The organism is Sphingobium yanoikuyae (assembly GCF_013001025.1).
In the GTDB taxonomy this organism is placed as follows: Bacteria; Pseudomonadota; Alphaproteobacteria; order Sphingomonadales; family Sphingomonadaceae; genus Sphingobium; species Sphingobium yanoikuyae_A.
Window position 1 is genome coordinate 4,882,821 of sequence record NZ_CP053021.1, and the last position, 25,923, is coordinate 4,908,743.

General features: G+C 63.9%; 29 protein-coding genes. 13 read left to right on the forward strand and 16 right to left on the reverse strand.

The genetic code is table 11. The features are described from left to right. Positions 1–32: 32 nt before the first annotated feature. Both HH800_RS23525 and HH800_RS23530 read right to left on the reverse strand, forming a co-directional pair. Entirely contained in the window at positions 33–740 is a 708-nt protein-coding gene (locus HH800_RS23525) for a 2OG-Fe(II) oxygenase (RefSeq protein ID WP_169862760.1), read from the reverse strand. Between the two features lie 28 nt (positions 741–768). Next, entirely contained in the window at positions 769–1,524 is a 756-nt protein-coding gene (locus HH800_RS23530; RefSeq protein ID WP_169862762.1) for a class I SAM-dependent methyltransferase, read from the reverse strand. A gap of 255 nt (positions 1,525–1,779) precedes the next feature. Between HH800_RS23530 and HH800_RS23535 the strand changes: the two genes are divergently transcribed. The 3 genes from HH800_RS23535 (at position 1,780) to HH800_RS23545 (ending at position 3,264) form a co-directional block, all read left to right on the forward strand. Next, positions 1,780–2,046 (forward strand): hypothetical protein, encoded by a 267-nt coding sequence (locus HH800_RS23535; RefSeq protein WP_010336512.1) that lies wholly within the window; start codon positions 1,780–1,782, stop codon positions 2,044–2,046. 116 nt (positions 2,047–2,162) lie between these two features. After that, a complete protein-coding gene (locus HH800_RS23540) occupies positions 2,163–2,837 on the forward strand; it encodes a hypothetical protein (RefSeq protein ID WP_169862763.1) in 675 nt (224 codons plus the stop codon). A gap of 16 nt (positions 2,838–2,853) precedes the next feature. After that, positions 2,854–3,264 (forward strand): Rap1a/Tai family immunity protein, encoded by a 411-nt coding sequence (locus HH800_RS23545; RefSeq protein WP_169862765.1) that lies wholly within the window; start codon positions 2,854–2,856, stop codon positions 3,262–3,264. 3 nt (positions 3,265–3,267) lie between these two features. On the opposite strand, the gene HH800_RS23550 is transcribed toward HH800_RS23545, so the two are convergent. Beyond that, positions 3,268–4,395 carry a nucleoside hydrolase gene (locus tag HH800_RS23550; protein WP_235681952.1) on the reverse strand — a complete coding sequence of 376 codons (1,128 nt, stop codon included), beginning with the start codon at positions 4,393–4,395 and terminating at the stop codon, positions 3,268–3,270. A gap of 59 nt (positions 4,396–4,454) precedes the next feature. Here HH800_RS23550 and pip point away from each other — a divergent pair, with 59 nt between their 5' ends. The 3 genes from pip to HH800_RS23565 all read left to right on the forward strand — a co-directional run bounded on the left by pip (position 4,455) and on the right by HH800_RS23565 (position 6,231). Next, the gene (gene pip, locus HH800_RS23555; protein ID WP_169862769.1) at positions 4,455–5,396 is read left to right on the forward strand and encodes a prolyl aminopeptidase; all 942 of its coding nucleotides are present in this window, start codon (positions 4,455–4,457) and stop codon (positions 5,394–5,396) included. A 21-nt stretch (positions 5,397–5,417) separates the two neighbouring features. Next, on the forward strand, positions 5,418–5,831 hold the full coding sequence (locus HH800_RS23560) for a membrane protease subunit (RefSeq protein WP_037518689.1): 414 nt from the start codon (positions 5,418–5,420) through the stop codon (positions 5,829–5,831). Between the two features lie 85 nt (positions 5,832–5,916). Then, positions 5,917–6,231, forward strand: a complete 315-nt coding sequence (locus HH800_RS23565) for a hypothetical protein (RefSeq protein WP_037490849.1) — start codon at positions 5,917–5,919, stop codon at positions 6,229–6,231. 12 nt (positions 6,232–6,243) lie between these two features. On the opposite strand, the gene HH800_RS23570 is transcribed toward HH800_RS23565, so the two are convergent. The 5 genes from HH800_RS23570 to HH800_RS23590 all read right to left on the reverse strand — a co-directional run bounded on the left by HH800_RS23570 (position 6,244) and on the right by HH800_RS23590 (position 10,685). After that, complete coding sequence (locus tag HH800_RS23570; protein ID WP_169862771.1) at positions 6,244–6,564, reverse strand: HigA family addiction module antitoxin; 321 nt, start codon at positions 6,562–6,564, stop codon at positions 6,244–6,246. Beyond that, on the reverse strand, positions 6,536–6,820 hold the full coding sequence (locus HH800_RS23575) for a type II toxin-antitoxin system RelE/ParE family toxin (protein WP_069337433.1): 285 nt from the start codon (positions 6,818–6,820) through the stop codon (positions 6,536–6,538). Before HH800_RS23575 ends, HH800_RS23570 begins: the two co-directional genes overlap by 29 nt. Before the next feature lie 205 nt (positions 6,821–7,025). After that, positions 7,026–9,203, reverse strand: coding sequence for an excinuclease ABC subunit UvrB (uvrB, locus tag HH800_RS23580; protein ID WP_169862773.1), 2,178 nt, complete (start codon positions 9,201–9,203; stop codon positions 7,026–7,028). Positions 9,204–9,253: 50 nt separating this feature from the next. Next, positions 9,254–9,679: a hypothetical protein gene (locus HH800_RS23585; protein WP_235681953.1), complete on the reverse strand. Its 426-nt coding sequence runs from the start codon at positions 9,677–9,679 to the stop codon at positions 9,254–9,256. Next, the gene (locus tag HH800_RS23590) at positions 9,669–10,685 is read right to left on the reverse strand and encodes a DNA/RNA non-specific endonuclease (protein ID WP_169863413.1); all 1,017 of its coding nucleotides are present in this window, start codon (positions 10,683–10,685) and stop codon (positions 9,669–9,671) included. The genes HH800_RS23585 and HH800_RS23590 overlap by 11 nt, the downstream gene beginning before the upstream one ends. A 206-nt stretch (positions 10,686–10,891) precedes the next feature. On the opposite strand from HH800_RS23590, the gene HH800_RS23595 reads away from it, so the two are divergent. From HH800_RS23595 to HH800_RS23610, 4 genes are all read left to right on the forward strand, one after another. Then, complete coding sequence (locus tag HH800_RS23595; RefSeq protein ID WP_169862774.1) at positions 10,892–11,458, forward strand: DUF3617 domain-containing protein; 567 nt, start codon at positions 10,892–10,894, stop codon at positions 11,456–11,458. Further along, positions 11,455–12,390, forward strand: coding sequence for a hypothetical protein (locus HH800_RS23600; protein WP_169862776.1), 936 nt, complete (start codon positions 11,455–11,457; stop codon positions 12,388–12,390). The genes HH800_RS23595 and HH800_RS23600 overlap by 4 nt, the downstream gene beginning before the upstream one ends. Continuing rightward, the gene (locus HH800_RS23605) at positions 12,368–12,673 is read left to right on the forward strand and encodes an HNH endonuclease (RefSeq protein WP_169862778.1); all 306 of its coding nucleotides are present in this window, start codon (positions 12,368–12,370) and stop codon (positions 12,671–12,673) included. Before HH800_RS23600 ends, HH800_RS23605 begins: the two co-directional genes overlap by 23 nt. An 80-nt stretch (positions 12,674–12,753) precedes the next feature. Further along, complete coding sequence (locus HH800_RS23610) at positions 12,754–13,260, forward strand: DUF3617 domain-containing protein (RefSeq protein WP_004209910.1); 507 nt, start codon at positions 12,754–12,756, stop codon at positions 13,258–13,260. A 25-nt stretch (positions 13,261–13,285) separates the two neighbouring features. Here HH800_RS23610 and HH800_RS23615 read toward each other — a convergent pair whose 3' ends face one another. Next, positions 13,286–13,966 carry an HPP family protein gene (locus tag HH800_RS23615; RefSeq protein ID WP_017499134.1) on the reverse strand — a complete coding sequence of 227 codons (681 nt, stop codon included), beginning with the start codon at positions 13,964–13,966 and terminating at the stop codon, positions 13,286–13,288. 101 nt (positions 13,967–14,067) lie between these two features. After that, positions 14,068–15,285, reverse strand: a complete 1,218-nt coding sequence (locus HH800_RS23620; protein WP_169863415.1) for an MBL fold metallo-hydrolase — start codon at positions 15,283–15,285, stop codon at positions 14,068–14,070. A 198-nt stretch (positions 15,286–15,483) separates the two neighbouring features. On the opposite strand from HH800_RS23620, the gene HH800_RS23625 reads away from it, so the two are divergent. Beyond that, positions 15,484–16,944: an arylsulfatase gene (locus HH800_RS23625; protein WP_169862780.1), complete on the forward strand. Its 1,461-nt coding sequence runs from the start codon at positions 15,484–15,486 to the stop codon at positions 16,942–16,944. 78 nt (positions 16,945–17,022) lie between these two features. Then, positions 17,023–17,655, forward strand: coding sequence for a MarC family protein (locus tag HH800_RS23630; protein WP_169862782.1), 633 nt, complete (start codon positions 17,023–17,025; stop codon positions 17,653–17,655). A gap of 56 nt (positions 17,656–17,711) precedes the next feature. Here HH800_RS23630 and HH800_RS23635 read toward each other — a convergent pair whose 3' ends face one another. The 4 genes from HH800_RS23635 to HH800_RS23650 form a co-directional block, all read right to left on the reverse strand. Continuing rightward, positions 17,712–18,857, reverse strand: a complete 1,146-nt coding sequence (locus tag HH800_RS23635) for a DUF2235 domain-containing protein (protein WP_235681954.1) — start codon at positions 18,855–18,857, stop codon at positions 17,712–17,714. A gap of 57 nt (positions 18,858–18,914) precedes the next feature. Continuing rightward, entirely contained in the window at positions 18,915–20,276 is a 1,362-nt protein-coding gene (locus tag HH800_RS23640) for a methyl-accepting chemotaxis protein (RefSeq protein WP_010336825.1), read from the reverse strand. 239 nt (positions 20,277–20,515) lie between these two features. Next, the gene (locus HH800_RS23645) at positions 20,516–21,433 is read right to left on the reverse strand and encodes a DMT family transporter (protein ID WP_169862784.1); all 918 of its coding nucleotides are present in this window, start codon (positions 21,431–21,433) and stop codon (positions 20,516–20,518) included. A 30-nt stretch (positions 21,434–21,463) separates the two neighbouring features. Then, the gene (locus HH800_RS23650; protein ID WP_169862786.1) at positions 21,464–22,522 is read right to left on the reverse strand and encodes a DUF3667 domain-containing protein; all 1,059 of its coding nucleotides are present in this window, start codon (positions 22,520–22,522) and stop codon (positions 21,464–21,466) included. A 230-nt stretch (positions 22,523–22,752) separates the two neighbouring features. Between HH800_RS23650 and HH800_RS23655 the strand changes: the two genes are divergently transcribed. Further along, positions 22,753–25,044 carry a TonB-dependent receptor gene (locus HH800_RS23655; RefSeq protein WP_169862788.1) on the forward strand — a complete coding sequence of 764 codons (2,292 nt, stop codon included), beginning with the start codon at positions 22,753–22,755 and terminating at the stop codon, positions 25,042–25,044. An 88-nt stretch (positions 25,045–25,132) separates the two neighbouring features. Here the strand turns inward: HH800_RS23655 and HH800_RS23660 are convergent, their stop codons facing one another. Together HH800_RS23660 and HH800_RS23665 are read right to left on the reverse strand one after the other, a co-directional pair. Continuing rightward, on the reverse strand, positions 25,133–25,381 hold the full coding sequence (locus HH800_RS23660; RefSeq protein WP_169862789.1) for a hypothetical protein: 249 nt from the start codon (positions 25,379–25,381) through the stop codon (positions 25,133–25,135). 71 nt (positions 25,382–25,452) lie between these two features. Continuing rightward, entirely contained in the window at positions 25,453–25,869 is a 417-nt protein-coding gene (locus HH800_RS23665; protein WP_169862791.1) for an endonuclease domain-containing protein, read from the reverse strand. Between the last annotated feature and the right edge of the window lie 54 nt (positions 25,870–25,923).

Here is a 25,923-nt window from a genome sequence, read left to right on the forward strand (position 1 = left end):
TAACGGGCGGGGCGGCGGCGTCGCCGCTCCGCCTAGCTCTGGGCGTCGTGAAAGATGATGCCCAGCGTATGGCGCATGCCGGACAGGAGCCGGCTGACGCCATGGCGCATCTGCACCCGGTGGATGCCGCGCGTGCCCGTCACCGGCCGCTCACGCACCGGGAAGACCACGGCATCGCCCTTGCGCAGCGGCACCATTTCGGGGCGCGACTGCATGCGCGGGCGCTGTTCGGTCAGGATGAAGGCGCCGCCGGTGAAATCCGCTTCCGGCTCCGATAGCAATATAGCCGCCTGCAACGGGAAGATGGTCGCGCCATAGACATCCTGATGTAGCGCATTCCAGTCGCCCGCCTCATAGCGCAGCAGCAAGGGCGTCGCCTTGTCCTGGCCACCGAGCGCGCACTGGTTCAGGAAATCGGCGTGACGGGCGGGGTAGAGCGCATCGCTCCCCAGCATCGCTGCCCAGCGATTGGCGACCTGCGCCAGCGGCGGATAAAGTGCCTCGCGTAGCGCGGCGACCGGCTCGGGCAACGGGTAGTCGAAATAGCGATAGCGCCCCCGGCCATAGCCATGGCGCGCCATCACCACCTCCTTGCGGAAGGCATGGGGCTGATCCCATAGCGCCACGATCGCGTCGCACTGGTCCGGGGAAAGCAGGGCAGGCAGGCGCGCGGCGCCATGGCGGTCGAGGTCGGTCAGGTCCATGGTGCGCAGCATGGGCGGCGCGCGGCGCGGCGTCATCCCGCGCCTTGCGTTCAAATCCGGCGGATCATTTGGGCTTGCGGAAGCGGTAGAGGAAACGGTCCGTCTTGCCGCGAATGGCAGGATCGAACACCAGCTTGCTGTGATCGTCGGCCGGATTGGCGAGCAGCGGGCTCTGCGCCTCCAGCACGAAGCCGGCACGCAGGAAGTCGGCCTTGACCACGGCGGGGTCGATCCGGTGGAGTTTGTCCACGACGGCGCGGGTGTCGCCGGCCGGGCCGACATGGTCGATGATGCCGACGATCCCCCCCGGCCTGGTCGCGGCATAGAGCGTCTTCACGAAGGCATCGGGGGCGGTGCGCGGAATGCCGAACTTATCCGACTGCCAGTAGAGATCATGGTAGCTCAGATTGATGATGCTGAAGTCGAAACTGTCGGGCGCTGCCGCGAAGGCCTCGAACGGATAGCGCACCCAGTCGACCTCCGGCCGGCGCGCAACCAGTGCCGCCCATTTGGGCTTCTCTTCCTCGCTGGCGTAGAATTGGCTGGGCTCGAACCCGGTCACCTTGCCCTTGGGGCCGACCGCATCGGCCATGATCTCCGCCCAATAGCCCGATCCGGTCATGATGTCGGCCGCCTTCATGCCGGGCTTGAGGCCCAGGAACGCCAGCGTCTCGGCCGGCTTGCGGCTTTCGTCCAGCGCCCGTGCGTCGGCGGGCCGCTTGGGATCGGCCACGGCGGCGGCAAGATCGGTCTTGGCGGTGGCGATGATCGGCGTGGACAGGGCAAGGCCGCTCAGGGCCAGGGCAAGCATCAGGCGCATGGATTGTCCCCTCATGGAAGGCGGGCCAGCATGCGCCCGATCGCGCATCCGTTCAACGATCTGTGTCGATGCCGGTCGATCGATTCCGGTCGTTGGTCGAAGGGCGGGGCAGGCCTGCCGCGTCCACTCGGCTCTCCACATGCACGTTCAGGCCCAATCATATTGTCATGGTTAACGGGCTCGGCTTGGGACGGCGCGGGGGCAGATGATAAGGAGAAAATGATGTCGCACCCGATGAAATTAGCCCCCATTGCCATGGTGTTGGTGGGCTCGCTGGGGCTGGGTGGCTGTGCCACGAAATCCTTCGTGCGCGAACAGGTGGCGACCGTGAACCAGCGCGTCGATGCGCTCGACGCCAAGCTGCAGACCACCGACGGCACGGCGCAGCAGGCTCTGGCCCAGGCCCAGTCGGCCGCCGGTCAGGCCCAGAATAATGGTCAGCGCCTCGATCAGTTGAACGCCCGCGTCGACGGTGTCGAGCAGCAGATGCGCGAAGCCAAGACCAAGCGCGCCAGAAACTGATCGCGCAACTGATCACGTAGCCGATCAAGCTACCGATCCGGTCGGGCTGGTCCCGATCCCGTGCCGGCGCCCCCGCTTCATGGGGGCGCCGGCCCCATTCCCGGATAGGCTCCTCCATGCACAAATTCCCATGGGCGCTGGCGATGCTGGCGCTGTTCGGTGCCTCTCCCGCGCTGGCGGCCGCGCCAGAAGCGGCCGCGTCCGAGAAGCCCGCGCCTGAAACCCCACGATCGCCCGATGCGCGCCGGGTGATCGACTGGATTGCCGCGACCGGCGACAATCATGGCCTGCCTTATGCTATCGTCGACAAGCAGGCGGCTCATGTCTTCCTGTTCGATGCCAGGGGCAAGGCGCTGGCCGATGCGCCGGTGCTGATCGGCATCGCGCCCGGAGACGATGCCACGCCAGGCGTCGGCAAGAAGAGCCTGGCGGAGATCGGCCCGGCGGAAAAAACCACGCCAGCCGGCCGCTTCCTTGCCAAATTCGGCCTGGCGGCGGGCAAGCAACGCGTGCTGTGGGTCGATTATGCGACCTCGGTCGCGATGCACACCATCCCCAAGGGCAATCTCAAGGAAAAGCGGCGCGAGCGCATGCTGTCGTCGACGATCGACGATAATCGCATCACCTTTGGCTGCATCAACGTGCCGATCGCCTTCTATAATCGCGGCTTGCGCCCGCAATTTCTGAAAAAGGGCGGCTATGTCTATGTGCTGCCGGACACAAAATCGCTCGAGGCGGTTTTCCCTCCCCTGCATGTCCAGTCTTATCCGAAGGCGGACGCATCCTCATAAGGCGGGAGGCACGCGTATGATGATCGGGAGGGCAAGTGGCCTGATACTGGTTGCGGCGGCGGGTCTGTCGTCGGGCAGCGCACAGGCTGGCTTTTATTCGGGCGAGGCGCTGCTGGAAAGCTGCACCGTCGACCGCAATGACAAGGCTTTTTTCGAGAAAAGCTATGAATGCGTCGGCTATGTCGCCGGCGCGGTCGATGCGTTCAACACCACGCGCGAGGTGAATGGCCTCAAAAGCTGCATCCCCGCCGATGTGACGCTCAACCAGTTGAAGGGCGCCACCGTCGACTATCTGCGCGCTAATCCGGACAAGCGCGCCCAGTCCGCCTCCGCCCTGGTCTTCACCGCCACGCGGCAAGCCTGGCCCTGCCCGAAGGCAAAGGCAAAGGCAAAGGCCAGGCCCGGCACGAAGAAGAAACGGAATTAGCGCTTATTTCGCGGCCTTGCCGACGGGGCGCATATAGAGGCGCGCCATCGCCGCCTCCATCTTTGCCCGGTCGACCGACAGGATCACGCGCTGCGCCTGCTCGCCCAGATGCGGGCGATAGGATTCCGTCCAGGACAGCGTGTCGCCATAGGCCGCCGTCTGGCTGGTCTCGAAATCGACCCACAAAGTCTCGTCCTTCGTCACGATCTCCGGATTGAGCCAGGCCATGGCGACGATCTCGTCCCACATCGGATAGCCCGGCTCCAGCCCGGTCTGAAACAGATCGGTCAGCGGCGTGTGAGCGGGCTTCAGCCCGTCGAGGAAGGCGCGGGTCCATTGCGTGCCGGTGGACGGATCGACCGGGATCATCGTGATCTTCTTCCACGGCGCATGGGCAAAGATCTTCGCCGCTTCGGGATCCCAGCGAATGTTGAACTCGCGGCGCGGCGAATTGACGAATTCGCGGGCAAACTGCTCGGCCGACGGCCCTTCCAGCACCTGATGCGGGGCCAGGCTGCCGCCCATATAGAGGATTTCCTTCACATTGGCGGCAAAGCTGGGGTCCAGGCTCTGGGCGATGGCGATATTGGTCATCGGCCCGGTCGCGAACAGGGTGATCTCGCCCGGATGCGCCTTCACCATCCGCACCAGGAAGGCGGCGGCAATCTCTGCGCTCGGCTTCGTCCTGGGGTTGCCGATCGGCAGGTCGGGCACCTTGGTCGGATCGGTCGATCCGGGATGCTCCTGGATCGTGTCGCCCGGCCAGTAATCGGTCCATGGCCCCTTGAACACCAGCCGGCCATATTGGCCTTCCCAGCGCTTGGTCGCCTCGGCGCTGTTGAGCAGCGGGAAGGTCGCGCCCGGCACCACCGGCACGTCGGTCCGGCCCAATATCTCCAGCGTACGCAGCGCATAGGCGGTCGCCGTGTTGCGCCACACCGATCCGCTGGTGGTGGTGATGCCCAGCACCTCGACATCCGGGCTTTGCAGCAACAGCAGCGGCACGCCGTTGAGGCCGATCATGTCGTCATCGACGATCACCAGCCGCTTGGGGCTTGCCGGCGTGGCGGGCTTGGCATTGCCCCCCTGCACGCCCAGCATCAGCGCCAGCGCGCCCAGCATGATCTTCATCGTCCGCATTGCGTCAAACCCCCATTTCGCTTCGTCCCGCCGCCTGTTAGGACGGTGTCATGCGCAGCCTCTATCCGCCGATTGAACCCTACGCCACTGGTCATCTTGACGTAGGCGATGGCCACAGCCTCTATTGGGAACGGTCCGGCACGCCCGGCGCCAAGCCTGCGGTCTTCCTGCATGGCGGGCCGGGCGGCGGCATATCGCCCGATCATCGCCGCCTGTTCGATCCCGCCCGCTATGACGTGCTGCTGTTCGACCAGCGCGGCTGCGGTCGCTCTACCCCGCATGCCCATCTCGACGCCAACACCACCTGGCATCTGGTCGCCGATATCGAGCGCTTGCGCGAGATGATGGGCGTCGACCAGTGGCTGGTCTTCGGCGGTAGCTGGGGCTCGACCCTGGCACTGGCCTATGCGCAGGCGCATGTCGCGCGCGTCACCGAACTGGTGCTGCGCGGCATCTTCACCATCCGCCAGTCAGAGATCGACTGGTATTATCAACAGGGCGCCAGCCGCATCTATCCCGACAAGTGGGAACGCTTCGTGGCGCCGATTCCGGAAGGTGAGCGCGTCGACATGGTCGGCGCCTATCGCCGCATCCTGACCGGTGATGATTGCGCCGCGCAGGTCGCCGCCGCCAAGGCCTGGAGCGTCTGGGAAGGCGAGACCATTCGCCTGCTGCCCGACGACGCGCTGTCCGCTACCCATGAGGGCGATGATTTCGCACTCGCCTTCGCCCGGATCGAAAATCATTATTTCGTCCATCGCGGCTGGCTGGAGGACGGCCAGTTGATCCGCGAGGCCGGCAAGCTGGCCGACATTCCCGGCGTCATCGTCCAGGGCCGCTATGACATGGCCTGCCCGGCCGAAACCGCCTGGGCGCTGCACCGCGCCTGGCCGCAGGCGCGCTTCGAAATGATCGAAGGCGCCGGTCATGCGTTCAACGAACCGGGCATATTGGACGCGCTGATCCGTGCGACCGACGGATTTGCGGGTTAATTCGCGTCACAGGGGGAAGGCATGGTGCGACTGACCGGAACCGGCATATTGGGTCTCGCCTTGCTCATCGGCGTGACGCTGTCCGGTATATTATGGGGCTGCCCCAGCTACAATGTCTACAGCAAGGAACAGGCCGGCCGTGCCGCCCTTGCAGAGGCACAATCCTCGCGCCAGATCGCGGTGCTGGAAGCGCGCGCGAAGCTGGAAAGCGCCAAGATGCTGGCCGATGCCGAAGTCGTTCGGGCCGAGGGGGCCGCGCGGGCCAACCGCATCCTGCAGGACAGCCTGGGCGGGCCGGATGGCTATCTGCGCTATCTGCAGATTCAGGCGATCGACAACAAGGATGCCAGCCTCATCTATGTGCCGACCGAAGGCGGATTGCCGTTGCTTGAAAGCAGCCGGCTTGCGCCGCGCGCGCCCGGCCAGGCCAATTGAGGGATATTTTTCTGCTGCGCCTTTGTTGAGAGGCTGATGTCTCGAATGGCGCGATGAAGTTGACGGAGGAAAAGACGTGCGGACTATGATGTTGCTGGCGACGGCGCTGTTTCTCGCCTCCTGTGGCGGCGGCGATGAGGTGACGGCGGTCGAGAACCGGAACATGCCCGAAACGGGCGCGGCGGCTGAAGTCGCCAAGCTCGACCCCGACCTGCGCAACGGCGTGCTGGAAAAGGCGATCAAGGCATCGGGCGTCGCCTGCCCCTCGGTCACCGGTTCGGAACGCGCCGAAATCCGGCCGGGCGTCAAGGGCTGGAAGGCCCAGTGCGACAACCAGACCGCGCATCTGATCGAAATCCTGCCCGACGGCACCGCGAAGGTGACCAGCCGGACGCATTGAGGGGGCAAGGCGTCAGGCGGCGCGCGGGACGATGCGATCCAGTTCGCCGTTCAGCGCTCGCTTGGCTTCCAGCAGTTCATAGTCGATCTGGAGGCCCAGGAAAAAACCTTCAGACATACGGAAATAGCGGGCCAATCGAAGGTCGAGTTCACCGTCCATTGGATGGTCGCCGTCAATCACGGCCTGCACGCGATCCACCGGCAGACCGATCGCGGTGGCCAGCTCCACCGTGGTCATATCCAGCGGTTCCATGAACTCCAGCCGCAGCATTTCGCCGGCATGCGCATTATGCAGCCAGTCAGGATTATCGGTAGTGGTTGGTGATTTCGACATTATGCGCGTGTCCGTCTTTCCAGACAAAGCATATACGCCATTGCATGTTGATGGAAATTGAATGTTGCCCAGCCCGGTCCTCGCTCAGCGCATGAAGGCGATTGCTGGGTGGGTTACGCAGGTCGTCCAGGGTGCGGGCGCGGTTGAGCAGCTTCAATTTAGAAAGCGCGCGGTCCTGCATATCCGAAGGCAGCTTGCGGCTGCGTTCACCATTCCAGATTTTTTCGGTCTCGGGATTGGCGAAGGAGCGGATCATCGGCTTGTCCTGAATTCAGAGCAAGCCTTTTCATAGTCCAAAATAATGATGTGTCTACAAGAGGGTTTTGTCGCATCGGCCGACTTTTTACCACCTGCAAGCATCTGTAAAATATAGAAAAAAGCCTGCGATTCCTCTAATTTCAGTTAACCATAAAGTTAATAAATTCAGCATCTTAGGTTGCAAATTTTGTCGAATTGAGCGCCTAAAATTTTCTTTGCGTCTTCCCGAATCGACCTTTCCGTGTGCCCGGCTTGCCCTCGGTCGCGCGGCCGCGCGGGGCGGCCACCTGCTGGTCCGCCGGCAGGCCCAGTTCCTCCGCCTCCAGCTTGCGGATTTCGTCGCGGATGCGGCCGGCTTCCTCGAACTCCAGGTCCGCCGCTGCCGCGCGCATCTTCTTCTCCAGATCCTCGATATAGGCGCGCAGATTATGGCCGACGAGATGCGGGCGATCCTCCAGCCCCGTCTCGACCGTGACCTGATCCTTGCTCGCGACATGGGCGATGATGTCGCCGATATTCTTCTTCACGGTGAAGGGCGTGATGCCATGCGCGTCATTATAGGCCTGCTGCTTTTCGCGGCGGCGTGACGTCTCGTTGAGCGCGCGTTCCATGCTGCCCGTCACCCGGTCGGCATAGAGGATGACGCGGCCGTCGACATTGCGGGCGGCGCGGCCGATCGTCTGGATCAGCGATGTCTCGCTGCGCAAAAAGCCTTCCTTGTCCGCGTCGAGGATCGCGACCAGCCCGCATTCGGGAATGTCGAGCCCTTCGCGCAGCAGGTTGATGCCGATCAGCACGTCATAGACGCCCAGGCGAAGATCACGGATCAGCTCGATACGCTCCAGCGTCTCGACGTCGCTATGCATGTAGCGGACCTTGATCCCCGCCTCATGCATGAATTCGGTCAGATCCTCGGCCATCCGCTTGGTGAGCGTGGTGACGAGCGTGCGGTATCCCTGGGCCGCGACCTTGCGACATTCGTTGATCAGGTCGTCGACCTGATCCTCGACCGGCTTGATTTCGACCGGCGGGTCGATCAGGCCGGTGGGGCGGATCACCTGCTCGCTGAACACGCCTCCGGTCTGCTCCATCTCCCACGGGCCGGGCGTCGCCGAGACGCTGACCGTCTGCGGCCGCATCGCGTCCCATTCGTTGAAGCGCAGCGGTCGGTTGTCGATGCAACTCGGCAAACGGAAGCCATATTCGGCCAGCGTGATCTTGCGCCGATGGTCGCCCCGCGCCATCGCGCCGATCTGCGGCACGGTCTGGTGGCTTTCGTCCACGAACAGCACGGCATTTTCGGGCAGATATTCAAACAAAGTTGGCGGCGGTTCGCCGGGCAGACGCCCGGTCAGGAAGCGGCTGTAATTCTCGATCCCCGCGCAACTGCCGGTGGCCGCGATCATCTCCAGGTCGAAATTGGTGCGCTGCTCCAACCGCTGCGCCTCCAGCAGCTTGCCTTCGGCCTCCAGTTCCTTCAGCCGCTCGGTCAGCTCGAAGCGGATCGCCTCCATCGCCTGCTTCAAGGTCGGGCCGGGGGTCACATGGTGGCTGTTGGGAAAGACCTTCACATAATCGAGGCTGGCGACCTTCCTGCCGGACAGCGGATCGAACTCGACAATCTCCTCGATCTCGTCGCCGAAGAAGCTGATCCGCCAGGCCGTATCCTCATAATGGGACGGGAAGATTTCCAGATTGTCGCCCTTCACGCGGAAATTGCCGCGCGCAAAGCCCGCATCGTTGCGCTTGTACTGCAGCGCCACCAGCTTGCGGATGATCTCGCGCTGGTCCTCGATCCCGCCCTTCTTCATGGAGAAGGTCATGGCCGAATAGGTTTCGACCGACCCGATGCCATAGAGGCAGGAGACGGACGCGACGATGATGACATCGTCCCGCTCCAGCAGCGCGCGGGTGGCCGAATGGCGCATCCGGTCGATGCTTTCGTTTACCGAGCTTTCCTTCTCGATATAGGTGTCCGACCGCGCGACATAGGCTTCGGGCTGATAATAGTCGTAATAGCTGACGAAATATTCGACCGCATTGTCGGGGAAGAAGCTCTTGAACTCGCCATAGAGCTGAGCCGCCAATATCTTGTTGGGCGCCAGGATCAGCGCTGGCCGTTGCAACGCCTCGATCGTCTTGGCCATGGTGAAGGTCTTGCCGGACCCGGTGACGCCCAGCAGCACCTGGTCCTTCTCGCCCTGCTCCGCCGCGGCGACCAGTTCGGCGATGGCGGTCGGCTGGTCGCCCGACGGTTCATAGTCGCTGACCAGGGTGAAGGGCCGTCCGCCTTCGCTCTTCTCCGGGCGCGCGGGCCGGTGCGGCACGAAGTCCTGGCCGGTTTCGGGTTCGTCAAGGCTGGTGCGGATCTGAATCGACATGGGCGTAATATGGGGCCTTTGGGCAAGGGCGCAATCCGCGCCTTGGCAAGTCAGGGCTGCAATTCGAACGCGCTCTTGGGCGGCGGCGGATAGATCACCGGCTTGTCACCGAACCGCGCGCGCAGGACAGTCTCGCGGCGCTCGTCATCGACAATCTCGACATTCACTTCTTCCGGATATTTCAGGCTGACATGAAATTTCCTGTCTCTGACCTCATATTCCAACACCGACCAGCGCATGTTGGGGCCGTCGGGTTCCAGATACCAGGCTTCCCAAAGCATATCGCTGAGATTTGTGTCGCGCGGATTATAATAGCGAACGACGTCGCCTTCATCCTTGAAAACGCTGGGGCTTACCCACCCGTCTCCGATTTCCACATACAGAAACACGCCATCTGGATCGCCTCCGACCAAGCTGGCCAATTCTTGACCGATCTCGTTCATGAGCGGTCCCAGGGTATCGAGTTTATCGCTCATGACGCCGGCCTTTTCTTTCGTTCGAGAAATCCCGGAATTCTTCGACGCCGTTGATGCGCCAAGTGACATGGATTCGATAAGGCCGTTTTGACGCTCCCTCATAAACGGGAACGATATGAACAACGACCTTCTTTCCGCCGCGCAGTGCCTGCGTCCATCTATCTTCCATAGCGCGGTAGGCGCCTCGATTGAAATTCCGATCCTGGGCGAAATGGTTGAAGCTGTCGCCGGGACCGTTGAAACGGGCAGCAATGAAATGACCGCCATCGTCACCGGGGCGACGATCCGGCTGACCTGCCTGAGCTTGCGCTTGGCGGGAGCGTTTGGCGATCGGCCCATCCGTAAGTTCGGCAATAATTTCTCTTGGGCGAGCGATGACGTCGATATCGAACGCATAGCCATTTCTCACTTCCCGCTGCCAGTTCGAGTTCAGTAGCTGGCTTTCCAGCGACGGCGGATCAGCCGGATCGGGCGGCAAGTCCCCGCCATGCGTATCCATATAATGGGCAAGGGCGACGACCTTGTTCTTGGCTGCCCGCCCCGCATCCAGATAGGCCTGATGTGGCAGCTTCAGCCGTTGTCCGATCTGCAAGGGGCGATCGAGCGGCATGTTGTTCAGCCAGGCGAGGTCCGCAGCCGTCAGCCCCTGGCGCTGGGCGGCGATACGGCTGAGCGTGTCGCCCTGTTTGACCATGTAGAGCGAATGATTGGCGGGGTGATCGGCGCGAAAGCGATCGCGATCGGGCGCACCATTTCGCCTTGTCGCCAACGGTGACGATGGCCGTGCGACGCCGGTGCCACCGGGACGGGACGAAGGCGCATTTGCATTGCCACCCGTGGCGCCGAAATAGCGGCCCTGTCCACGGAAGGTGAAGCGACCGTTTTCCTCGTCATGCCAAGGGTTGAATTTCACCTCGATCGCGTCCGGCCCGATACGCCGACCGGTGCGGAGATAAAGACTGAATGCGGTTTCGCGATTGGATCGAACGGACTCCCTCTCGGTCATCGACACGCCCCCCAATGATGAAAGAATCACCTATCATGATTGAAAGAACAAATAAAGAACAAATGATCGAGGAGCGCACCTCGGCACCTTGCCACGCCCCGCCACCCCGGATCGCAATAATCCCGATATCCAGACCCGCCGCCGCTTGCTAAGTCTGGGCCAGATAAAGGGTCGCTTCTGCCAAGATATGCCAGGGGAAGCCGGTGATGACCAAAGCCTTGACCAACGGCCTGCTGGCCTGCGCGCTCGCGGCGCTGGCCGGATGCAACGAGCCGCCCACCAGCCAGGACACACAGATCGCCGCGACCGACGCGATGAGCCATGACGCCGCCGTCACGCAGATCGAGAAGGTGCAGCTCAAGCCCGGCCAGTGGGAAGGGCGCTTCGTGATGGAGCGGATCGACATGCGCGGCGGGGAGGCGATGCCCGCGGCGGCGCGCCAGCAGATGCAGCAGGCGATGAACCGCACCCTGCGCTATTGCGTCACGCCCGAGCAGGCCGCCCATCCCGACGGCCGCGCCTTTTCCGGCGATCCGGGCAAGGATTGCCGCTACAGCGACTTCGCCGTGCGCGGCGGCACGGTGAAGGGCAATGTCACCTGCCAGCGCGATGGCGGCACCAGCAGCATGACGATGGCCGGCATCTATGCGCCCGACAGCTATGCGGTGCAGATGGACATGCGGCAGACCGACTTGCCCAATGGCGTCGAGATGGCGATGAAGGCACGGTCTGAGGGCCATTGGATCGGGCCGGATTGTGCGGAGGGTCAATGAAAGCATCCGGCAAGCGCGCGCTGGCTGTGGTCATGGCGTTGGCGGTCATCACCGGTGCGAAGGCGCAGGCGCCAACCGTGCCATCAGAGGATATCGTGGTGCAGGGGCAGCGGCTTACCCGTCAGGAAGCGCTGACCCGCGCGCAGGGCTTCGTGCGAACGCTCGGGGTGGTCCAGGGGGATCGCAGCCTGGCCCGCTGGGTCGAGCCGATCTGCCCCAAGGTGATCGGTCTTTCGGCCGAGCATGGTCGCATCGTGATGGACCGGCTGCAGGCGACGATCAGGGCGATAGGCGCGCCTCTGGCCAAGGGCACATGCGATACCAACCTGCTCGTGGCCTTCGTCAGCGACGGAAAGCAGATGGTCAACATCATCGACCAGAAGCAGAGCCGCCGCATGGCCCAGGTGCAGGGGCCGGAGCGACGCGCCCTGCTGGAAAGCGATGCGCCGATCCGTTGGTGGTATATGATCGACCTGGGCTCGGGCGACGGCACGGGCCTAGGGTCGAACGCGCCGCCGGGCGTTGGTGGCAACAGCGATACCGGCGCGCCGATGTGGGATGGCATCCCGACCAGCCAATCCTATGGATCGAGCCTGATATGCAGCCCGGTCATCCGGATGATCTCAGCCGCGACAATATTGATCGACGTCAATCGGGCGGAGGGGGTGCCGCTGACGGCGGTGGTCGATTATGCCGCCTTTGTCGGGCTGGCCGAGGTGCGCGCCCGGGCGCTGCCGCCGCTACCGTCGATCCTCAATCTGTTCGGCGCGCAGCCTGAGGGCGCGCGCGATCCGAACCATGCCTTGACCGACTGGGACCGGCGCTTCCTGGTGCGCCTCTATACGCTGCCGCTCAATCGCCTGGCGTCGGCACAGCGAAACCGGCTGGTCAACGCCCTGCTGGATGAGGATGCGTCGGACACTGCCGACTGACGGATCGGATCTTTGCTGGCTCTGCGCCCGCCCGCTGGGCGCGCGGATCGAATGGCATCATCCCGTGCCCAAGAGCCGGGGCGGGCGACAGATGGTGCCGGTCCATCCGATCTGCCACCGCACCATCCATGCCACCCTGTCCAACGCGGAACTGGTCCGCACCTATGCCGATGCCATGGCCTTGCGCAGCCATCCCGCCATCGCCCGTTTCCTCGGCTGGATCGCCGACAAGCCGGCCGATTTCCATGCGCCCACCCTGTCCGCCGGGCGCCGGCGGCGATGAATCCGCGCGCGCAACATTTCTACTTGCGCCCGCGCGCGCATCGGTAGAGCGTGCCGCCGTGGAACGAACGGGGAGAGGATATGCGTGACATTCTGACGCTGGGCGGCTTGCTGGCCACCAGCCTGACCCTTGCCGCCTGCGGCAGCGAACCGGCCGCTCCGCCCGCGCAGGAGGAGGAGGCCGCGCCGGCGATGATGAAGAGCGGGCAATGGACGCTCAGCCGCAAGACCACCGGCTACAACACCCCCACCGTCACGGCGGAGGAATATCAGGCCGCGCTCAAGCAGGTGAGCGAGGACAAGATCTGCATCAAGGTCGATGCCGCCGGCGTGCCCGACGCCGATGCGCTGGCTGGCGCGGAAGGCAGCGACTGCAGCTACAAGGACAAGATGGTGCGCAAGGGCCGGCTGATCGCGACCCTTGCCTGCAAGGCCGGCGCCGGCACCTCCGAAATCGTGGTCGAGGGCAATTTTACCGAGGATACGCTGACCTTCGGCACCACCATGACCAAGACCCAAGGCGGCAAGCCGGTGCTGCGCACCACCCACGACCTGTCCGGCAAGCGCGACGGCGACTGCCCGGCCTGATCGACGGCACCGATCCGGGTGGGCCTCAGTCCGCCCGGCGGGCCTGGGCGTGGATTTCCGCCCGCGACAGCAGCAGGTCGAGGTCGGCGCGGCTGATGTCGAAATTGTCGGGCAGTTCGGCCAGCGCCTTGTCGATATCCTCCAGATGAAAGCCCGCCTCCGCGCGCATCTTGTCGGCGATCACCGGCGGCGCGACCGGCTGGTGCGGATAGCTGTGGCCCGACAGGCGGTGGAAGAACAGGCCGAGGGACACCAGGGCGATCGAATTGATCCCGACCGGCGCAAAGGCGAAGGCATAGCCGGCATCATGAATGCCCTGGCTGCCGATCACCGCGGTCAGCGCCGCCGCGCCGCCGGGCGGATGCAGGCAGCGCAGCAGGCTCATCAATATTATCGCCAGGCCCACCGCCACGCCGGCCGCGACCATCATGTCGGGGATCAACTGATAGGCAGCGACGCCGATCAGGCTGGACAGGATATTGCCGCCCACCACCGACCAGGGCTGGGCCAGCGGGCTCGCGGGCACGGCGAAGATCAGCACCGCCGACGCGCCCAGCGGCGCGACGATGATCGGCAGGTCGCCGGCATGCAACGGCAACTGGCTGCACACCAATATGGTGAGGCTGATGCCGATCGCCGCGCCCAGGCCCGCGATCATCCGGTCGATCGGGCGGGCACCGGCCAGCAGAGGCTTGAAAAGATTCATTGCGGATATTCCTTTGGCGCAGCCCCATGCGCCGCCAGGAGGAAAAAGGCCACCCCAGTTTTTCTTGGCCCCAATATTGCCCGAAGTGGCCCAAGGGGGGCTTATTCCAGCGCGTCGATCGCCCGCTGGTCGCAATGCCTGGGGCCACGCGGCACCGGGCTGACATTGGGCATCAGCAGCGACTGGCCGATCCGCACCGGGGCGAAGCGCTTTCGCTCTATCCCCGCGCAGCGCAGATATTGCTCCAGCATCCGCGGCGGCGTGTCGCGCTTCTCGTAGGAGAGGCGGAAGGTGCCCCAGTGGATCGGGATTGCCGTCGAAGCGCCCAGCCGCTCGAACAGTTCGACCGCGCGGCGCGGGCCGATATGCGCGTCCGATTCCATCTGCCCCGGCCAGAAGCGGAAGGCGCCGATCGGGATCAGCGCCAGCCGGATCGGCCCGAACCGCGTCGCATCGCCGGTCCAGCCCATGTCGCCCGCGCCGGTATCGCCGGCAAAATAGATATTGCCCGCCCGCGTCTCGATCAGGAAGCTCGACCAGAGCGCCCGGTTGCGGTCGGTGAACCAGCGGCTGCTCCAATGATGGTTGCGCGTCGCATGGACCCGATAGTCCGGGCAATGCTCGTAATTCTCGCACTGGATCACCGCTTCGGGCACCAGTCCGTTCAACTGCGCGCCGGTCACCGACTGGCCCCAGTCGAGCGCCACCGACGGGATGCCGTTCGCCTTCAATATCGCGTCATTGCCCAGCGCCGTGACGATCCTGGGCCGGTCGCGCTGCCACAGCATCTTGAGCGTCGGGATATCCAGATGGTCATAATGATTATGGCTGATGACGATCAGATCGATCCTGGGCAGATCCTTCATCCTGATGCCCGGTTCCGCGACCCGTTTCGGCCCCAGCGGTGGAAAGGGACTGGCATGGTCGGACCAGATCGGATCGGTCAATATGTTGATGCCCGCCGCCTGCACCAGCACGGTCGCATGGCCGACCCAGGTGGCGACCATGCCGCGCGGCGCGGCAAAGGGGGCGGGGCGCGCCGGCTTGACCGCCACCGCATCGGGCCATGCCGGGCGATCGTCATCGCCCAGCAGCCAGCGGGCGATGAAGCCTTGGCGGCTGGTGCCGGGCGGGGCGGGCATGTCGATCGCGCCATCGAGGTTGAAGAAGCGGGCGCCGTCATAATGGCGGCTCGCCGGCCCCTCATAATAGATGCGGTCGAGGAAGGGCGGCACGATCACCGTCGCCAGACAGGCGGCGATCAGCAGGAACAGCAGCGCGACACCGACAGCCTTCATCATTGCAACCGCGCGCGCCATGCCAGCTCCCATGCCCGTCATCGCGCCGCCATAGCGGACCGGCGGTGCAGGGCAAGGCCTCCCAATTGACCCTGACCCATGTTGGCGGATGCCGCATTCCCGGCCTCGGGCTCAAGGATAACCCCGATACCAACCGGCCGATCGCCGACCTAGCCTTGCGCCGTTCGTCTTCCCCAGTCTGACTCGCAGGAGCATCGCATGAGCAAAAAGCCGAATATTCTCATCATCTGGGGCGATGACGTCGGGATGTGGAATCTCAGCTGCTATCATCGCGGCATGATGGGCGGCTCGACCCCCAATATCGATCGCATCGCCAAGAAGGGCATGATGTTCATGGATCATTATGCCCAGGCCTCCTGCACCGCCGGCCGTGCCGCCTTCATCACCGGCCAATATCCGATCCGCGTCGGCCTCAGCACCGTCGGCCTCGCCGGTGCGCCGCAGGGCATGCAGAAGGAAGATCCCACGATCGCCGAACTGCTCAAGCCCCATGGTTATGCCACCGGCCAGTTCGGCAAGAACCATCTCGGCGACCTCGACGAGCATCTGCCGACCGCGCATGGCTTCGACGAATTTTTCGGCATCCTCTATCACCTCAATGCCGGCCAATATTCGGAAGAATATGATTATCCCAAGGATCCCGAAGTGGCCAAGGCGTTCGCCTGGCGCGGCGTGATCCACAGCAAGGCCGACGGCAAGGGGGGGCAGTCGATCGAGGACAAGGGGCCTTTCGGTTCCGAGCGGCAGAAGACGCTCGATAATGAATTCATGGTCGAATCCAAGCGCTTCATCACCGACGCGGTGAAGGCCGACAAGCCCTTCTTCGTCTGGCACAACACGACGCGCATGCATTACCAGACCCACCTGCCGCCCGAATATGACGGCGTCACCGGCTATGGTCTCTATGCCGACGGTGTGAAGCAGATGGACGATCATGTCGGCGAACTGCTCGACCTGCTCGAAGAACTGGGCGTGGCCGACGACACGTTCGTCATGTTCTCGACCGACAATGGCGCGGCCTCTAACAGCTGGCCCGATGGCGGTAACCAGCCCTTCCGCGGCGAAAAGGGCGTCGGCGGCTATGAAGGCGGATTCCGCGTGCCCTGCGTCGTCAGCTGGCCCGGCCATGTGCAGGAAAATGTCGCCACTGGCGAGTTCATGGCGATGGAGGACTGGATGCCCACCATCCTGTCCGCGCTGGGCGAGCCGGAGCTCAAGGATGAGCTGCTCAAGGGCAAGACCATCGGCAGCATGACCTACAAGGTCCATCTCGACGGCTATGACCAGACCGAATTGCTCAGCGGCAAGGGCAAGTCGAAGCGCAAGGATTTCTATTATTTCACGGAAACCACGCTGCACGGCCTGCGCTATGGCGACTGGAAGTTCCTGTTCAAGACGCAGGACAAATGGTTCAACGGCATTCAGGAAAATCTGAACACGCCGCTGATCACCAATTTGAAGCTCGATCCGTTCGAGCGTTTCCATGAAGCGCGCGGCTTCGACGAGTGGCAGGAAAACCGATCCTGGACGCTGGCGCCGGCGACCGCGCAGATCGCAAAGTTCATGAAGTCGCTTCAGGAATATCCGCCGCGCATCAAGAGCCTGGATTTCGATCTGGACGCGATGGTGGCGGATGCATCGGCCTCGCAGGCGCGCTGATCGCGACAGGCATGAAGCGGATGCCGCAGGGGCCCGACCTGCGGCATCCGATGGTTCGGCAGGGCAGGGGTGCGTGCCATGAATGATCTGAGTTTCGTCCTGATCATCTTCTTCGTCACATTGGGACCGATCAAGGTGATCGCCGCCTTTGCCCAGTTGACCAGCCAGTTGCCCGATGGGGAGCGGCGCGCACTGGCGCTCCGATCGACCCTGATCGCCACGGCCGTCGGCTTCCTCATCCTGTTCATCGGCGACAATCTGCGCCAGAATTGGCAGATCGCATCGCCCGACCTGTTGCTGACCGGTGGCGTGCTGCTGCTGATCGGCGCGCTGGAGGCGGTCAAGAATGCGCAGCACGCCCCTGCGCCCGATGCGCCGCCGACCTCGGCCAAGGGGCTGGCCATGTCGCCGGTGACCTTCCCGATCATCATCACGCCCTATGGTATCGTGGCGCTGCTGCTGTTCGCGGCCGTGGCGGGCGATACCCGGACCTTCCTGACCGGCGTATTCGGGATTTTCCTGGGCATGATGGTGGCCGATTTTCTGGCGATGATCTTTGCCCGCCAGCTGCTGGGCTTCATCCATGCCGGAACGCTGATGGCGTTCGGCTGGATGATCGCGGTGCTGCAGGCGGCGCTCGCTATCCACGCCATCATGTCGGGCCTGCAGCAATATGGCGTCGTGCCCGGACCGCTTCCCGTCGTCCCTTGATGCGACGGGGTGGCGGATCAGGCGCCGGCCGGCCCTGATCCGCCCCTTTTTGCGCGTTACGGTCGCAGCATGTCGGGCTTGCGCTTCGCCAGGTCGACCAGCGCCGCCGGCCGCCATTCGGGCAGCTTGTGCCAGCGTTGGACCGCGGCATCGGACAGGGCTTCATTGGTCCGCCCGGCGTCATGCGGCACGTCGATCGCACGCTCGCCCGATCCGAACAGGCGATAGAAGAAGGTCTGGGATTCGCTGACCGGCCCAAGCGGATCGGGATGGTGCGGCGGGAAGCCGGGCGGCACCAGCCCGAACGGATCATCCACCGCCAGTCCCGCGAGCCGCGCGCGCTCGACCATCCATTCCAGCGCGATATCCGACAGGGCGGAATCGGGATTGCCGCCGCCGACATCGGCATGGCAGCCGGGGAACCAGCATTGCTCGACATGCTGGCCTGCGCCCTGCCCCTCGGGGATCGTCCACAATGTCGGCAGGAACGGCTTGCGATGCTCGTCGATCGCCACCGCATGAAAGGCGAAGGCGACGCTCGATGACAGGTCGGTGTCGTGAAATTCCCGATTCACCCGGAACAGATGCTTCAATATCCCCTGGAACAAGGTGTTGGGCACGCCCAGCGACCCGACCGTGTCCCACACGCCGACGCACCGGATCGGCGTGCCGTCCGACCAGGCATAGCTTTGCCGGAACAGGCGCGACGCCTCCGATCGTGGCGCGCGGGTTCCGTCGCGCGAACGATAGAGCGCGAAGGCATCGGGGATCAGGCTTTCATGCTCGGGCCGCAATATGCCGGAATTGCGCACGAAACCGGCCAGCGACCGGGCGGTATAGGCGCCCCGGCTGAAGCCGAAGAAATAGAGCTGGTCGCCCGGCTGATAGGTGCGCACCAGCCAGGCATAGCAGGACAGGAGGATGCGGCTGATGCCATAGCCGGTGGCCCCGTCGATCAGCCGCTTGGTCCGCGACGCCATCGACCCGATGCCATTATGATAGAAGACGCGCTGCGCCGTGCCGTCCGCCGCCATTGCCGGGATCAGGCTGGCCAGCTTCACCACATTGGTCGGGCAGGGCTTGCCCTGCTCATTATGGTCGGGCTCGTTCCAGGTGCCGTCGCAACAGACCACGATGCGCTTCATCCGTGCCTCCCCATCGGCAGGAAAATGGCCGCCCTGCTCTATCGGGCGGGCGGCCATGGTCGCTGCGGGGCAGCCTCTTTTATAGGAGGAAACGGACGCGCCGGGCGGCGCGGATCAGCCCTGATCCTTGTAGGCCATTTGCAAGATGCCCCAGTGGCGCCCGCGCACGTGGATGGAGGCGATCACCTGCTTCAGCAGGATGACCTCGCCCTCGGCGGTCAGGCGACGATAGGCCTTGATGCAGAAGGGTTCGGTGATCTTGCACTGTTCGCGCGTGTCGGGGAAATCGAACACCACGCCCTGGCGCGAAAATTCCGCATTCCATTTCTCGTCGCCCGGCCGCTGCGGCAGCGCGCGTTCCGGCATGGCGATCGCGCCGAAGCTGTTGCGATCGGTGAAGGTCATGCCGAACAAGCCCTTGTAGCCGCGCGCCACTTCTTGCTGCGCGCGCGCCTCGGCCTGCATGATCGGCTGGATGGGATGGGTGAATTGCGGCGGATTGGTGCCGCGGATCGGCGCATAATATTCGCTGAAGACATCGGCCTCGCTGATGCGGCCATCATCCAGCGCCTGCTCGATCGCATGGCCCACCGCCTGCGCGGCGGTCAGGCTGAACCGGATATAGGGCGAATCGGGAATGTCGACGCCGCTTTCCGCCAGATATTGCAGCAGCATGTTGGTATCGTCGCTGGCGATCGACACCCGGCCCGACAGCCGTTGCAGGCCGTCGGCATTGTCGCCCGACGTGCTCGACAGCGCAGACAGGCCGGTGCGGATCTCGCTGGCGGAACCGACCATGGAGGCGATCCGCTCGGCCACCGCCTCGCTGTTGCTCGACAGGCCCTGCATCAGCGACCCCAGCCGGTCGACCAGCGCCTCGATATTCTTGGTGTCGGACAGCGCCGTGCGCGCGGTCTGCGCGCCATGGGTGATGCTGTCCAGCATGCCGCCGGCCTCGCTGGTCAGCGCGCCGATCGACCGCTCGATCGTCTGGGTCGCGCTCGCCGTTTCCTGCGCCAGCTTCTTCACTTCGGCCGCGACCACGGCAAAGCCGCGCCCCGCGTCGCCGGCCCGTGCCGCCTCGATCGTCGCGTTGAGCGCGAGCAGATTGGTCTGGCTGGCGATGCCGCTGATCACACTGGTGACATGGGCGACGGTCTTGAGCGCCTCGCCAAAGCCGTCGAGGCGCGCATGGATGCGGCTCACCTGTTCGATCAGGTCGACGAAATTGCCGTTCGCGGTCGACAGCTGTCGACCCGAATCATCGATGATGGCGCGGGCGGCGACCGCCTTCTCGCGCGCGTCCTGGCCGACCAGCGACACGCTTTCGCCATCGCGCGACAATTGCGACGCGGCGCCGCTGATCGCCTCGATCGTGCGCGCCTGCTGCGTCACCCGGTCCGCGAGTTCGCTGATGTCTGCCTGAAGGTCGAGCGTACGGATACCCAGGTCGCCGGATAATTTGGCGACCTTCATTACCGCTCGTGCGACGGTTCCCGATTGCGTTTCTGTGCCCACGGCAACTGGCTAGCCATGGATGGTAAAATATCGGTTATCATACTGACACGGATGTCAGCTTCGCCAGAATGAGGCCTCCGCACCGGCCCACACCCCCACCCGGCCTCCCAGACATGATATCCTGATGGGCGGCCGGGTGGGGGTGTGGGCTGGTGCGGCTCTTGAAATGCGCTCTTTCGCGCATTTTCCAAAAATGCCTAAAGCGCACCGAGTAGAGCGAGAACCACACCGCATGCGACCAGCATCAGCCCCATCGCCTCGCTGCGCGCCATGCGTTCGCCCAGGTAGAAATGGCCGAACGCCATGGTGAAGGCGACCTCGATCTGCCCGACGATCCGCACCAGCGCGACCGGCGCGGTGGCAAAGCCGGTGAACCAGCAGGCCGATCCCATCGCCGACAGGAAGCCGACCTGGCCCGACACGCGCCAGCTGGTGAACACCTTGCGCATCTCGCCCGGCTCGCGCAGCGCCAGATAGCCGCCCTGGAGCAGCGTCTGCAGCAGCACCGTGACGCTCAGCACGATCAGCGCGGCATGGATCGGATCGCCCCCGCCCACCTGCTGCGTCGCGCGGCGGATGCCGATGGCGGTCAGTGCGAAGAAGAATCCCGATGCAATGCCGGTGATCGCCGCCGGCTGGCCCAGCGCGCGCAGGAAATCGATCGGCCCCATCCGCTTGCCGCCGGTCGACAGCAGCATGACGCCGGCGACGCCGCAGCCGATTCCGGCGCAGGTCAGCGCGCTCAGCCGCTCGCCCATCAGCAGGAAGGACAGGATCGCCCCCTGCACCGCCTCGGTCTTGGAATAAGCGGTGCCGACGACGAAATTGCGGTGTCCGAACGCCATGATCAGCAAATTGGTGGCGATGATCTGGGCCAGCCCGCCGGCCAGGCAGAAGGGCAGGAACAGCCGGCCCAGCGCAGGGAAGGGCGCGGGGAAGAGCAGCTGATAGCCGCCAAGCAGGATCAGCGCGAAGGGAATGCCGTAAAGATAGCGGACCAGGCCCGCCGCATTGATCGACAGCGTCTTGCCCACGCGCCGCTGCACCGCGGTGCGCCAGGCCTGCGTGGCCCCGGCCATCAGGGTGGCGGGCAACCAGATCGGGGACGTAATCATGCGCGCCCTATACAATAGGGACGCGACCCGTCACCCCATCATCATCAGGAAGGCGAAGAACAGCGACAGCGATGCACAGGCAAAGCCGTACAGCAGCGGCAGCCGCAGCAAGGTGCCGCTGCGCGAAAGCTGATAGGCATCCTTGAACTGGCGATACATGTGCCAGGCCGCGAACAACAGCAGCACGACCGTCACCAGCCCATGGGTGACGCCGACCGCCGTCAGAATCATCGACAGCGAGAAGAGCAGCGACATGAAGGCGATCGAATAGGTCACATAGATCGCATGGTCATAAATCTTAAACCGGCGGCTGAACGGGAACAGCAGCCACAGGAAGGGCAGCGATATGACGATCAGCAGCCAGGAGAATTTATAGGCATTGGCCTTGAGCTTGTAATAGGCAAATTCGGGATCCTTGGCCGCCGCGCTGATCGCCTTGCCGACCGTATCGGCGACGTTCTTGTTGACGCCTTCGCCGGTCAGCGAGTTGGTCAGGCCGCTCGCCAGCGACAGGCCCTTCCGTTCGTCCTGCGCGTCCTTCAGCTTTTCCTGCAATGTCTCGCGCCGGCTCGCGCTGATCCCCGGCTCGGCCAGTTGCGCCTGCACCTTGGCGATGCGGGCATCGGCCTTTTCCTCTTCCTTCTTCAGCTCGGCGATTGCCTCGCTGTTCATCTTCACCTGGTTGCGGGCGCCTTCCGGCCCATGATGGCTGGTTAGCGAGAAGATCGCGTACATCAGGAAGGCGCTGAACAGGAACAGGGCAAAGGGCGATACGAACTTGGCCCGCTCGCCATGGATATAGCGGCGCGTCAGCTGTCCGGGGCGCAGCGCCAGCTCGGGCAGGGTGGTGAAGATCTTGCCTTCGAAATGCAGCACGCCATGGGCCAGGTCATGGCCGATCGCGGCAAAGCTGCGGTGCAGATGCGCGGCCTGGCCGCATTCGGGGCAATAATTGCCCGTCACCGCCGTGCCGCAATTCAGGCAGGCGCCATGGCCGGCCTCATGGGCTTCCCCATGGCCCGGCTCGACCGCCCGTGCCAGCATGCCCCCGGTGATCGCGTCACCCGCTGCTTCGATTTCCCCTGTCATGGGCGGGGACGATAACAAGCGTGTATGACGCTTGCCAGTCACCTTGGCGCGCGGATCGCATTGTGTTGCATTGTTACAACGCTCGGCAACATTCCGACATGTTCCCATGATGGGCAGGGCGAGCGTCACCGTCCCGCCACAAATCGCGCCTAGCGGCGATGGCATCCCGGACGGCAGGCGCAGGGGCGCCGCTGTCCCGGACGCAAAAGCAATATTATCGGGGAATAACCTTGTCGAAATTCACTTTCGCACGGTCGGCGCTGCTGCTGACCTCGGCCTTCGGTGCGCTCGCCCTTGGTGGCGTCGCCCATGCGCAGGAAGCGGGCGCTGACGCCGGCCAGCTCGACGAGATCGTCGTGACCGCCGAGCGCCGCTCGGAAAATCTGCAGAAGGTGCCCGTCTCGGTCGGCGTCGTGCAGGGCGATGCGCTGCGCAACCTGACCGCCGGCGGCGGCGACATTCTCGAACTCGCCGCCCGCGTGCCCGGCCTTTACGCCGAAACCACCACCGGCCGCATCTTCCCGCGCTTCTACATCCGCGGCCTTGGCAATATCGACTTCTACCTCGGCGCGTCGCAGCCGGTGTCGATCATCCAGGACGATGTCGTGCTGGAGCATGTCGTGCTGAAGTCGAACCCGGTGTTCGACGTCAACCAGGTGGAAGTGCTGCGCGGCCCGCAGGGTTCGCTGTTCGGCCGCAACACCACGGCGGGCATCATCAAGTTCGACACCATCCGTCCGTCGATGGATTGGGAAGGTCGCGCCCAGGCCAGCTATGGCAGCTATAACACCGTCACCTTCGACGGCGGCATCGGCGGCCCGATCGTCGCGGACAAGCTCGCCTTCCGCGTCTCGGCCCTCTACCAGCATCGCGACGACTGGGTCGACAACACCTACACCGGCCCCAGCGCCGACGGCACTGTGTCGCCGAAGAAGGACGCGATGGGCGGCTATAATGAGAAGGACGTGCGCCTTCAGCTGCTGATGACACCGACCGAAAATGTCTCGATGCTGACCAGCGTTCATGCGCGCGACTATGACGGCACCTCGACCATCTTCCACCGCGCCGGCCTCACCAAGGGCAGCAACAGCGTGTCGGGCGAACCCCGCTCGAAGATCGCCCTCGACGAAGCGATGAACAACCCGCAGGCCTACAAGACCTATGGCGCGTCGGAAAATATCGCGATCGACATGGGCCCCGTCACCCTGACCTCGATCACCGCCTATGAAACCACGTCGGGCTACAGCCGTGGTGACACCGATGGCGGCGCGGGTGCGGATTATCCGGTGAACGGCGTGGCCAACGGCTTCGGCCAGAGCCAGGGCAATGTCCGTGATCTTGACCAGCTGACCCAGGAAGTCCGCCTCGCCAGCAACGGCGACAGTGCCTTCAAGTGGCAGGTCGGCGGCATGTATTTCGACAGCCGCGACACCACCGACTTCTACCAGCGCGCCTATTTCCTGACCGGCACCGCCAACAATCCCAACAACTGGGTGCGTCTGCGCAACAAGAATGAAAGCTGGGGCCTGTTCGGCCAAGCGAGCTACGAAGTGGTACCGGGCCTGACCATCACCGCTGGCGGCCGCTACACCAAGGACACGAAGGAAACCCGTCTGGTCCGCGCCACCGCCAATGCGGCGGGCGTCTCGACCTATGCCGGCCGTCGCTATGTGAAGCTGACCGGCAAGGAACCGAGCTGGGACGTCAGCGCCCTGTATGAAGTCAGCCCCGAGGTCAGCCTCTACGCCCGCGTCGCGCGCGGCTTCCGTGGCCCGACCATCCAGGGCCGCTCGGCGGTGTTCAACAGCGACTTCACCACGGCGGATTCGGAAACGATCATGTCGTACGAAGGCGGCATCAAGACCAACCTGCTGGGCAACCGCCTGCGCTTCAACCTGTCGGGCTTCGCCTGGAAGGTGAAGGACATCCAGCTCAACGGCAATGACGTGAACGGCAATGGCGTGTTGTTCAACGCCGACGCCGCCAAGGCCTATGGCCTGGAAGCCGATCTGGAAGCGCGTCCGTTCGACAATCTCACTTTGTCGGCCGGCCTCAGCCTGCTGCACAGCGAGATCAACGACAAGAATGTCTATGCCCAGGTCTGCACGCTGAACAGCGTGGTCGTCTGCACCGTGGAAGACCCGACCGTCACCAACGCGCGCGGCGTCTTTGCCCAGATCGACGGCAACCCGCTGCCCAACGCGCCGAAATACACTGCCAACATCGCGGCTCGTTATGACGTGCCGCTGGGCAATGGTGGCAAGATCTTCGCGGCGACCGACTGGAACATCCAGGGCTACACCAACTTCGTCCTCTACAAGACGAAGGAGTTCTACTCGAAGGGTGACTTCGAAGGCGGCCTGAAGATCGGCTACACCGCGCCGGACGGCAAGTACGAGATCGCCGCCTTCGCCCGCAACATCACGGGCGAGAAGAATATGAAGGGCGTGATCGAAAACTATATGGCGCCGGTGTTCAACGAACCCCGCATCATCGGCGTGTCCTTGAGCGGCAAGCTGTAAAACCGAAGGTTATTCCTCCCCATGTTCAGCATGGGGAGGGGGCTACGAAAAAGGCGCGTCATCCATTAGGTGGCGCGCCCTTTTCATATCAGCTTGGCTTGGTGGTGGGCATGGCTTCCGTCCAATCCGGGCTACGTGGCATCACACGTCCCATGGTCCAGCTTGATTCCAGCCGTACCAAGGGATTGGGCGCACACCATATCTCGCCGCTGTCGGACAGACCCGTCACCCAGATCAGATTATGCTCCTGCCCATAGTCGATGACGGCAAAGGCATAACCCTTGCCCTTGCCTTCGATGGTGACGGGCAAAAGCGGTTCGAGCTGCGTGAAGGCCATGGGTGAACTCCGGCTTGGGGTGCCGGACATAATGCGGGGGAAGGGGCGGGGTTCCGGGCGTTTAATCGAGATCAGCCACTTACTTGATCCTCCCCATCGTCAGATGGGGAGGGGGACCGCTCGCGTAGCGAGTGGTGGAGGGGAAATGCGCAATGGTCGAGAATAAGCCGCCCCACCGCATCAAAATCCCTGAAGATATCTACGGCCCGAACCCGCAGCACGCGATACCCTTGCGCCTGCAACCAGCCATTGCGCTGCGCATCATGCGCAACCTGTTCGGCGATATCATGGCCGCTGCCATCCACGTCGATCGCCAGCCGCGCCAAGGGACAATAGAAATCCAGTATATAGGGACCGGCCGGATGTTGCCGCCGGAATTTGAGGCCATCGGGCCTGCGGCGCAGCCATTGCCACAACGCCACTTCGGGTGGGGAGAGGGCGCGGCGTAGGTTGCGCGCCTTCTCTACGGTTTCGCGTTTCGGGGGCATTGTCTATTTCCCCTCCACCGGCTTCGCCGGTCCCCCTCCCCAAGCCAAGCTTGG

Coding starts and splice junctions, on each gene's coding strand:
- HH800_RS23565 (WP_037490849.1), top strand. CDS start 5,917: ATGATGTTGCTGGCGACGGCGCTGTTTCTCGCCTCCTGTGGCGGCGGC.
- HH800_RS23595 (WP_169862774.1), top strand. CDS start 10,892: ATGACCAAAGCCTTGACCAACGGCCTGCTGGCCTGCGCGCTCGCGGCG.
- HH800_RS23600 (WP_169862776.1), top strand. CDS start 11,455: ATGAAAGCATCCGGCAAGCGCGCGCTGGCTGTGGTCATGGCGTTGGCG.
- HH800_RS23535 (WP_010336512.1), top strand. CDS start 1,780: ATGGTGTTGGTGGGCTCGCTGGGGCTGGGTGGCTGTGCCACGAAATCC.
- HH800_RS23585 (WP_235681953.1), bottom strand. CDS start 9,679: ATGAGCGATAAACTCGATACCCTGGGACCGCTCATGAACGAGATCGGT.
- HH800_RS23620 (WP_169863415.1), bottom strand. CDS start 15,285: ATGGCGCGCGCGGTTGCAATGATGAAGGCTGTCGGTGTCGCGCTGCTG.
- HH800_RS23540 (WP_169862763.1), top strand. CDS start 2,163: ATGCACAAATTCCCATGGGCGCTGGCGATGCTGGCGCTGTTCGGTGCC.
- HH800_RS23640 (WP_010336825.1), bottom strand. CDS start 20,276: ATGAAGGTCGCCAAATTATCCGGCGACCTGGGTATCCGTACGCTCGAC.
- HH800_RS23635 (WP_235681954.1), bottom strand. CDS start 18,857: ATGGCCGCCCGCCCGATAGAGCAGGGCGGCCATTTTCCTGCCGATGGG.
- HH800_RS23615 (WP_017499134.1), bottom strand. CDS start 13,966: ATGAATCTTTTCAAGCCTCTGCTGGCCGGTGCCCGCCCGATCGACCGG.
- HH800_RS23610 (WP_004209910.1), top strand. CDS start 12,754: ATGCGTGACATTCTGACGCTGGGCGGCTTGCTGGCCACCAGCCTGACC.
- HH800_RS23625 (WP_169862780.1), top strand. CDS start 15,484: ATGAGCAAAAAGCCGAATATTCTCATCATCTGGGGCGATGACGTCGGG.
- HH800_RS23605 (WP_169862778.1), top strand. CDS start 12,368: ATGCGTCGGACACTGCCGACTGACGGATCGGATCTTTGCTGGCTCTGC.
- HH800_RS23665 (WP_169862791.1), bottom strand. CDS start 25,869: ATGCCCCCGAAACGCGAAACCGTAGAGAAGGCGCGCAACCTACGCCGC.
- HH800_RS23645 (WP_169862784.1), bottom strand. CDS start 21,433: ATGATTACGTCCCCGATCTGGTTGCCCGCCACCCTGATGGCCGGGGCC.
- pip (WP_169862769.1), top strand. CDS start 4,455: ATGCGCAGCCTCTATCCGCCGATTGAACCCTACGCCACTGGTCATCTT.
- uvrB (WP_169862773.1), bottom strand. CDS start 9,203: ATGTCGATTCAGATCCGCACCAGCCTTGACGAACCCGAAACCGGCCAG.
- HH800_RS23650 (WP_169862786.1), bottom strand. CDS start 22,522: ATGACAGGGGAAATCGAAGCAGCGGGTGACGCGATCACCGGGGGCATG.
- HH800_RS23590 (WP_169863413.1), bottom strand. CDS start 10,685: ATGACCGAGAGGGAGTCCGTTCGATCCAATCGCGAAACCGCATTCAGT.
- HH800_RS23660 (WP_169862789.1), bottom strand. CDS start 25,381: ATGGCCTTCACGCAGCTCGAACCGCTTTTGCCCGTCACCATCGAAGGC.
- HH800_RS23545 (WP_169862765.1), top strand. CDS start 2,854: ATGATGATCGGGAGGGCAAGTGGCCTGATACTGGTTGCGGCGGCGGGT.
- HH800_RS23550 (WP_235681952.1), bottom strand. CDS start 4,395: ATGAAGATCATGCTGGGCGCGCTGGCGCTGATGCTGGGCGTGCAGGGG.
- HH800_RS23530 (WP_169862762.1), bottom strand. CDS start 1,524: ATGCGCCTGATGCTTGCCCTGGCCCTGAGCGGCCTTGCCCTGTCCACG.
- HH800_RS23525 (WP_169862760.1), bottom strand. CDS start 740: ATGACGCCGCGCCGCGCGCCGCCCATGCTGCGCACCATGGACCTGACC.
- HH800_RS23630 (WP_169862782.1), top strand. CDS start 17,023: ATGAATGATCTGAGTTTCGTCCTGATCATCTTCTTCGTCACATTGGGA.
- HH800_RS23560 (WP_037518689.1), top strand. CDS start 5,418: ATGGTGCGACTGACCGGAACCGGCATATTGGGTCTCGCCTTGCTCATC.
- HH800_RS23575 (WP_069337433.1), bottom strand. CDS start 6,820: ATGATCCGCTCCTTCGCCAATCCCGAGACCGAAAAAATCTGGAATGGT.
- HH800_RS23570 (WP_169862771.1), bottom strand. CDS start 6,564: ATGTCGAAATCACCAACCACTACCGATAATCCTGACTGGCTGCATAAT.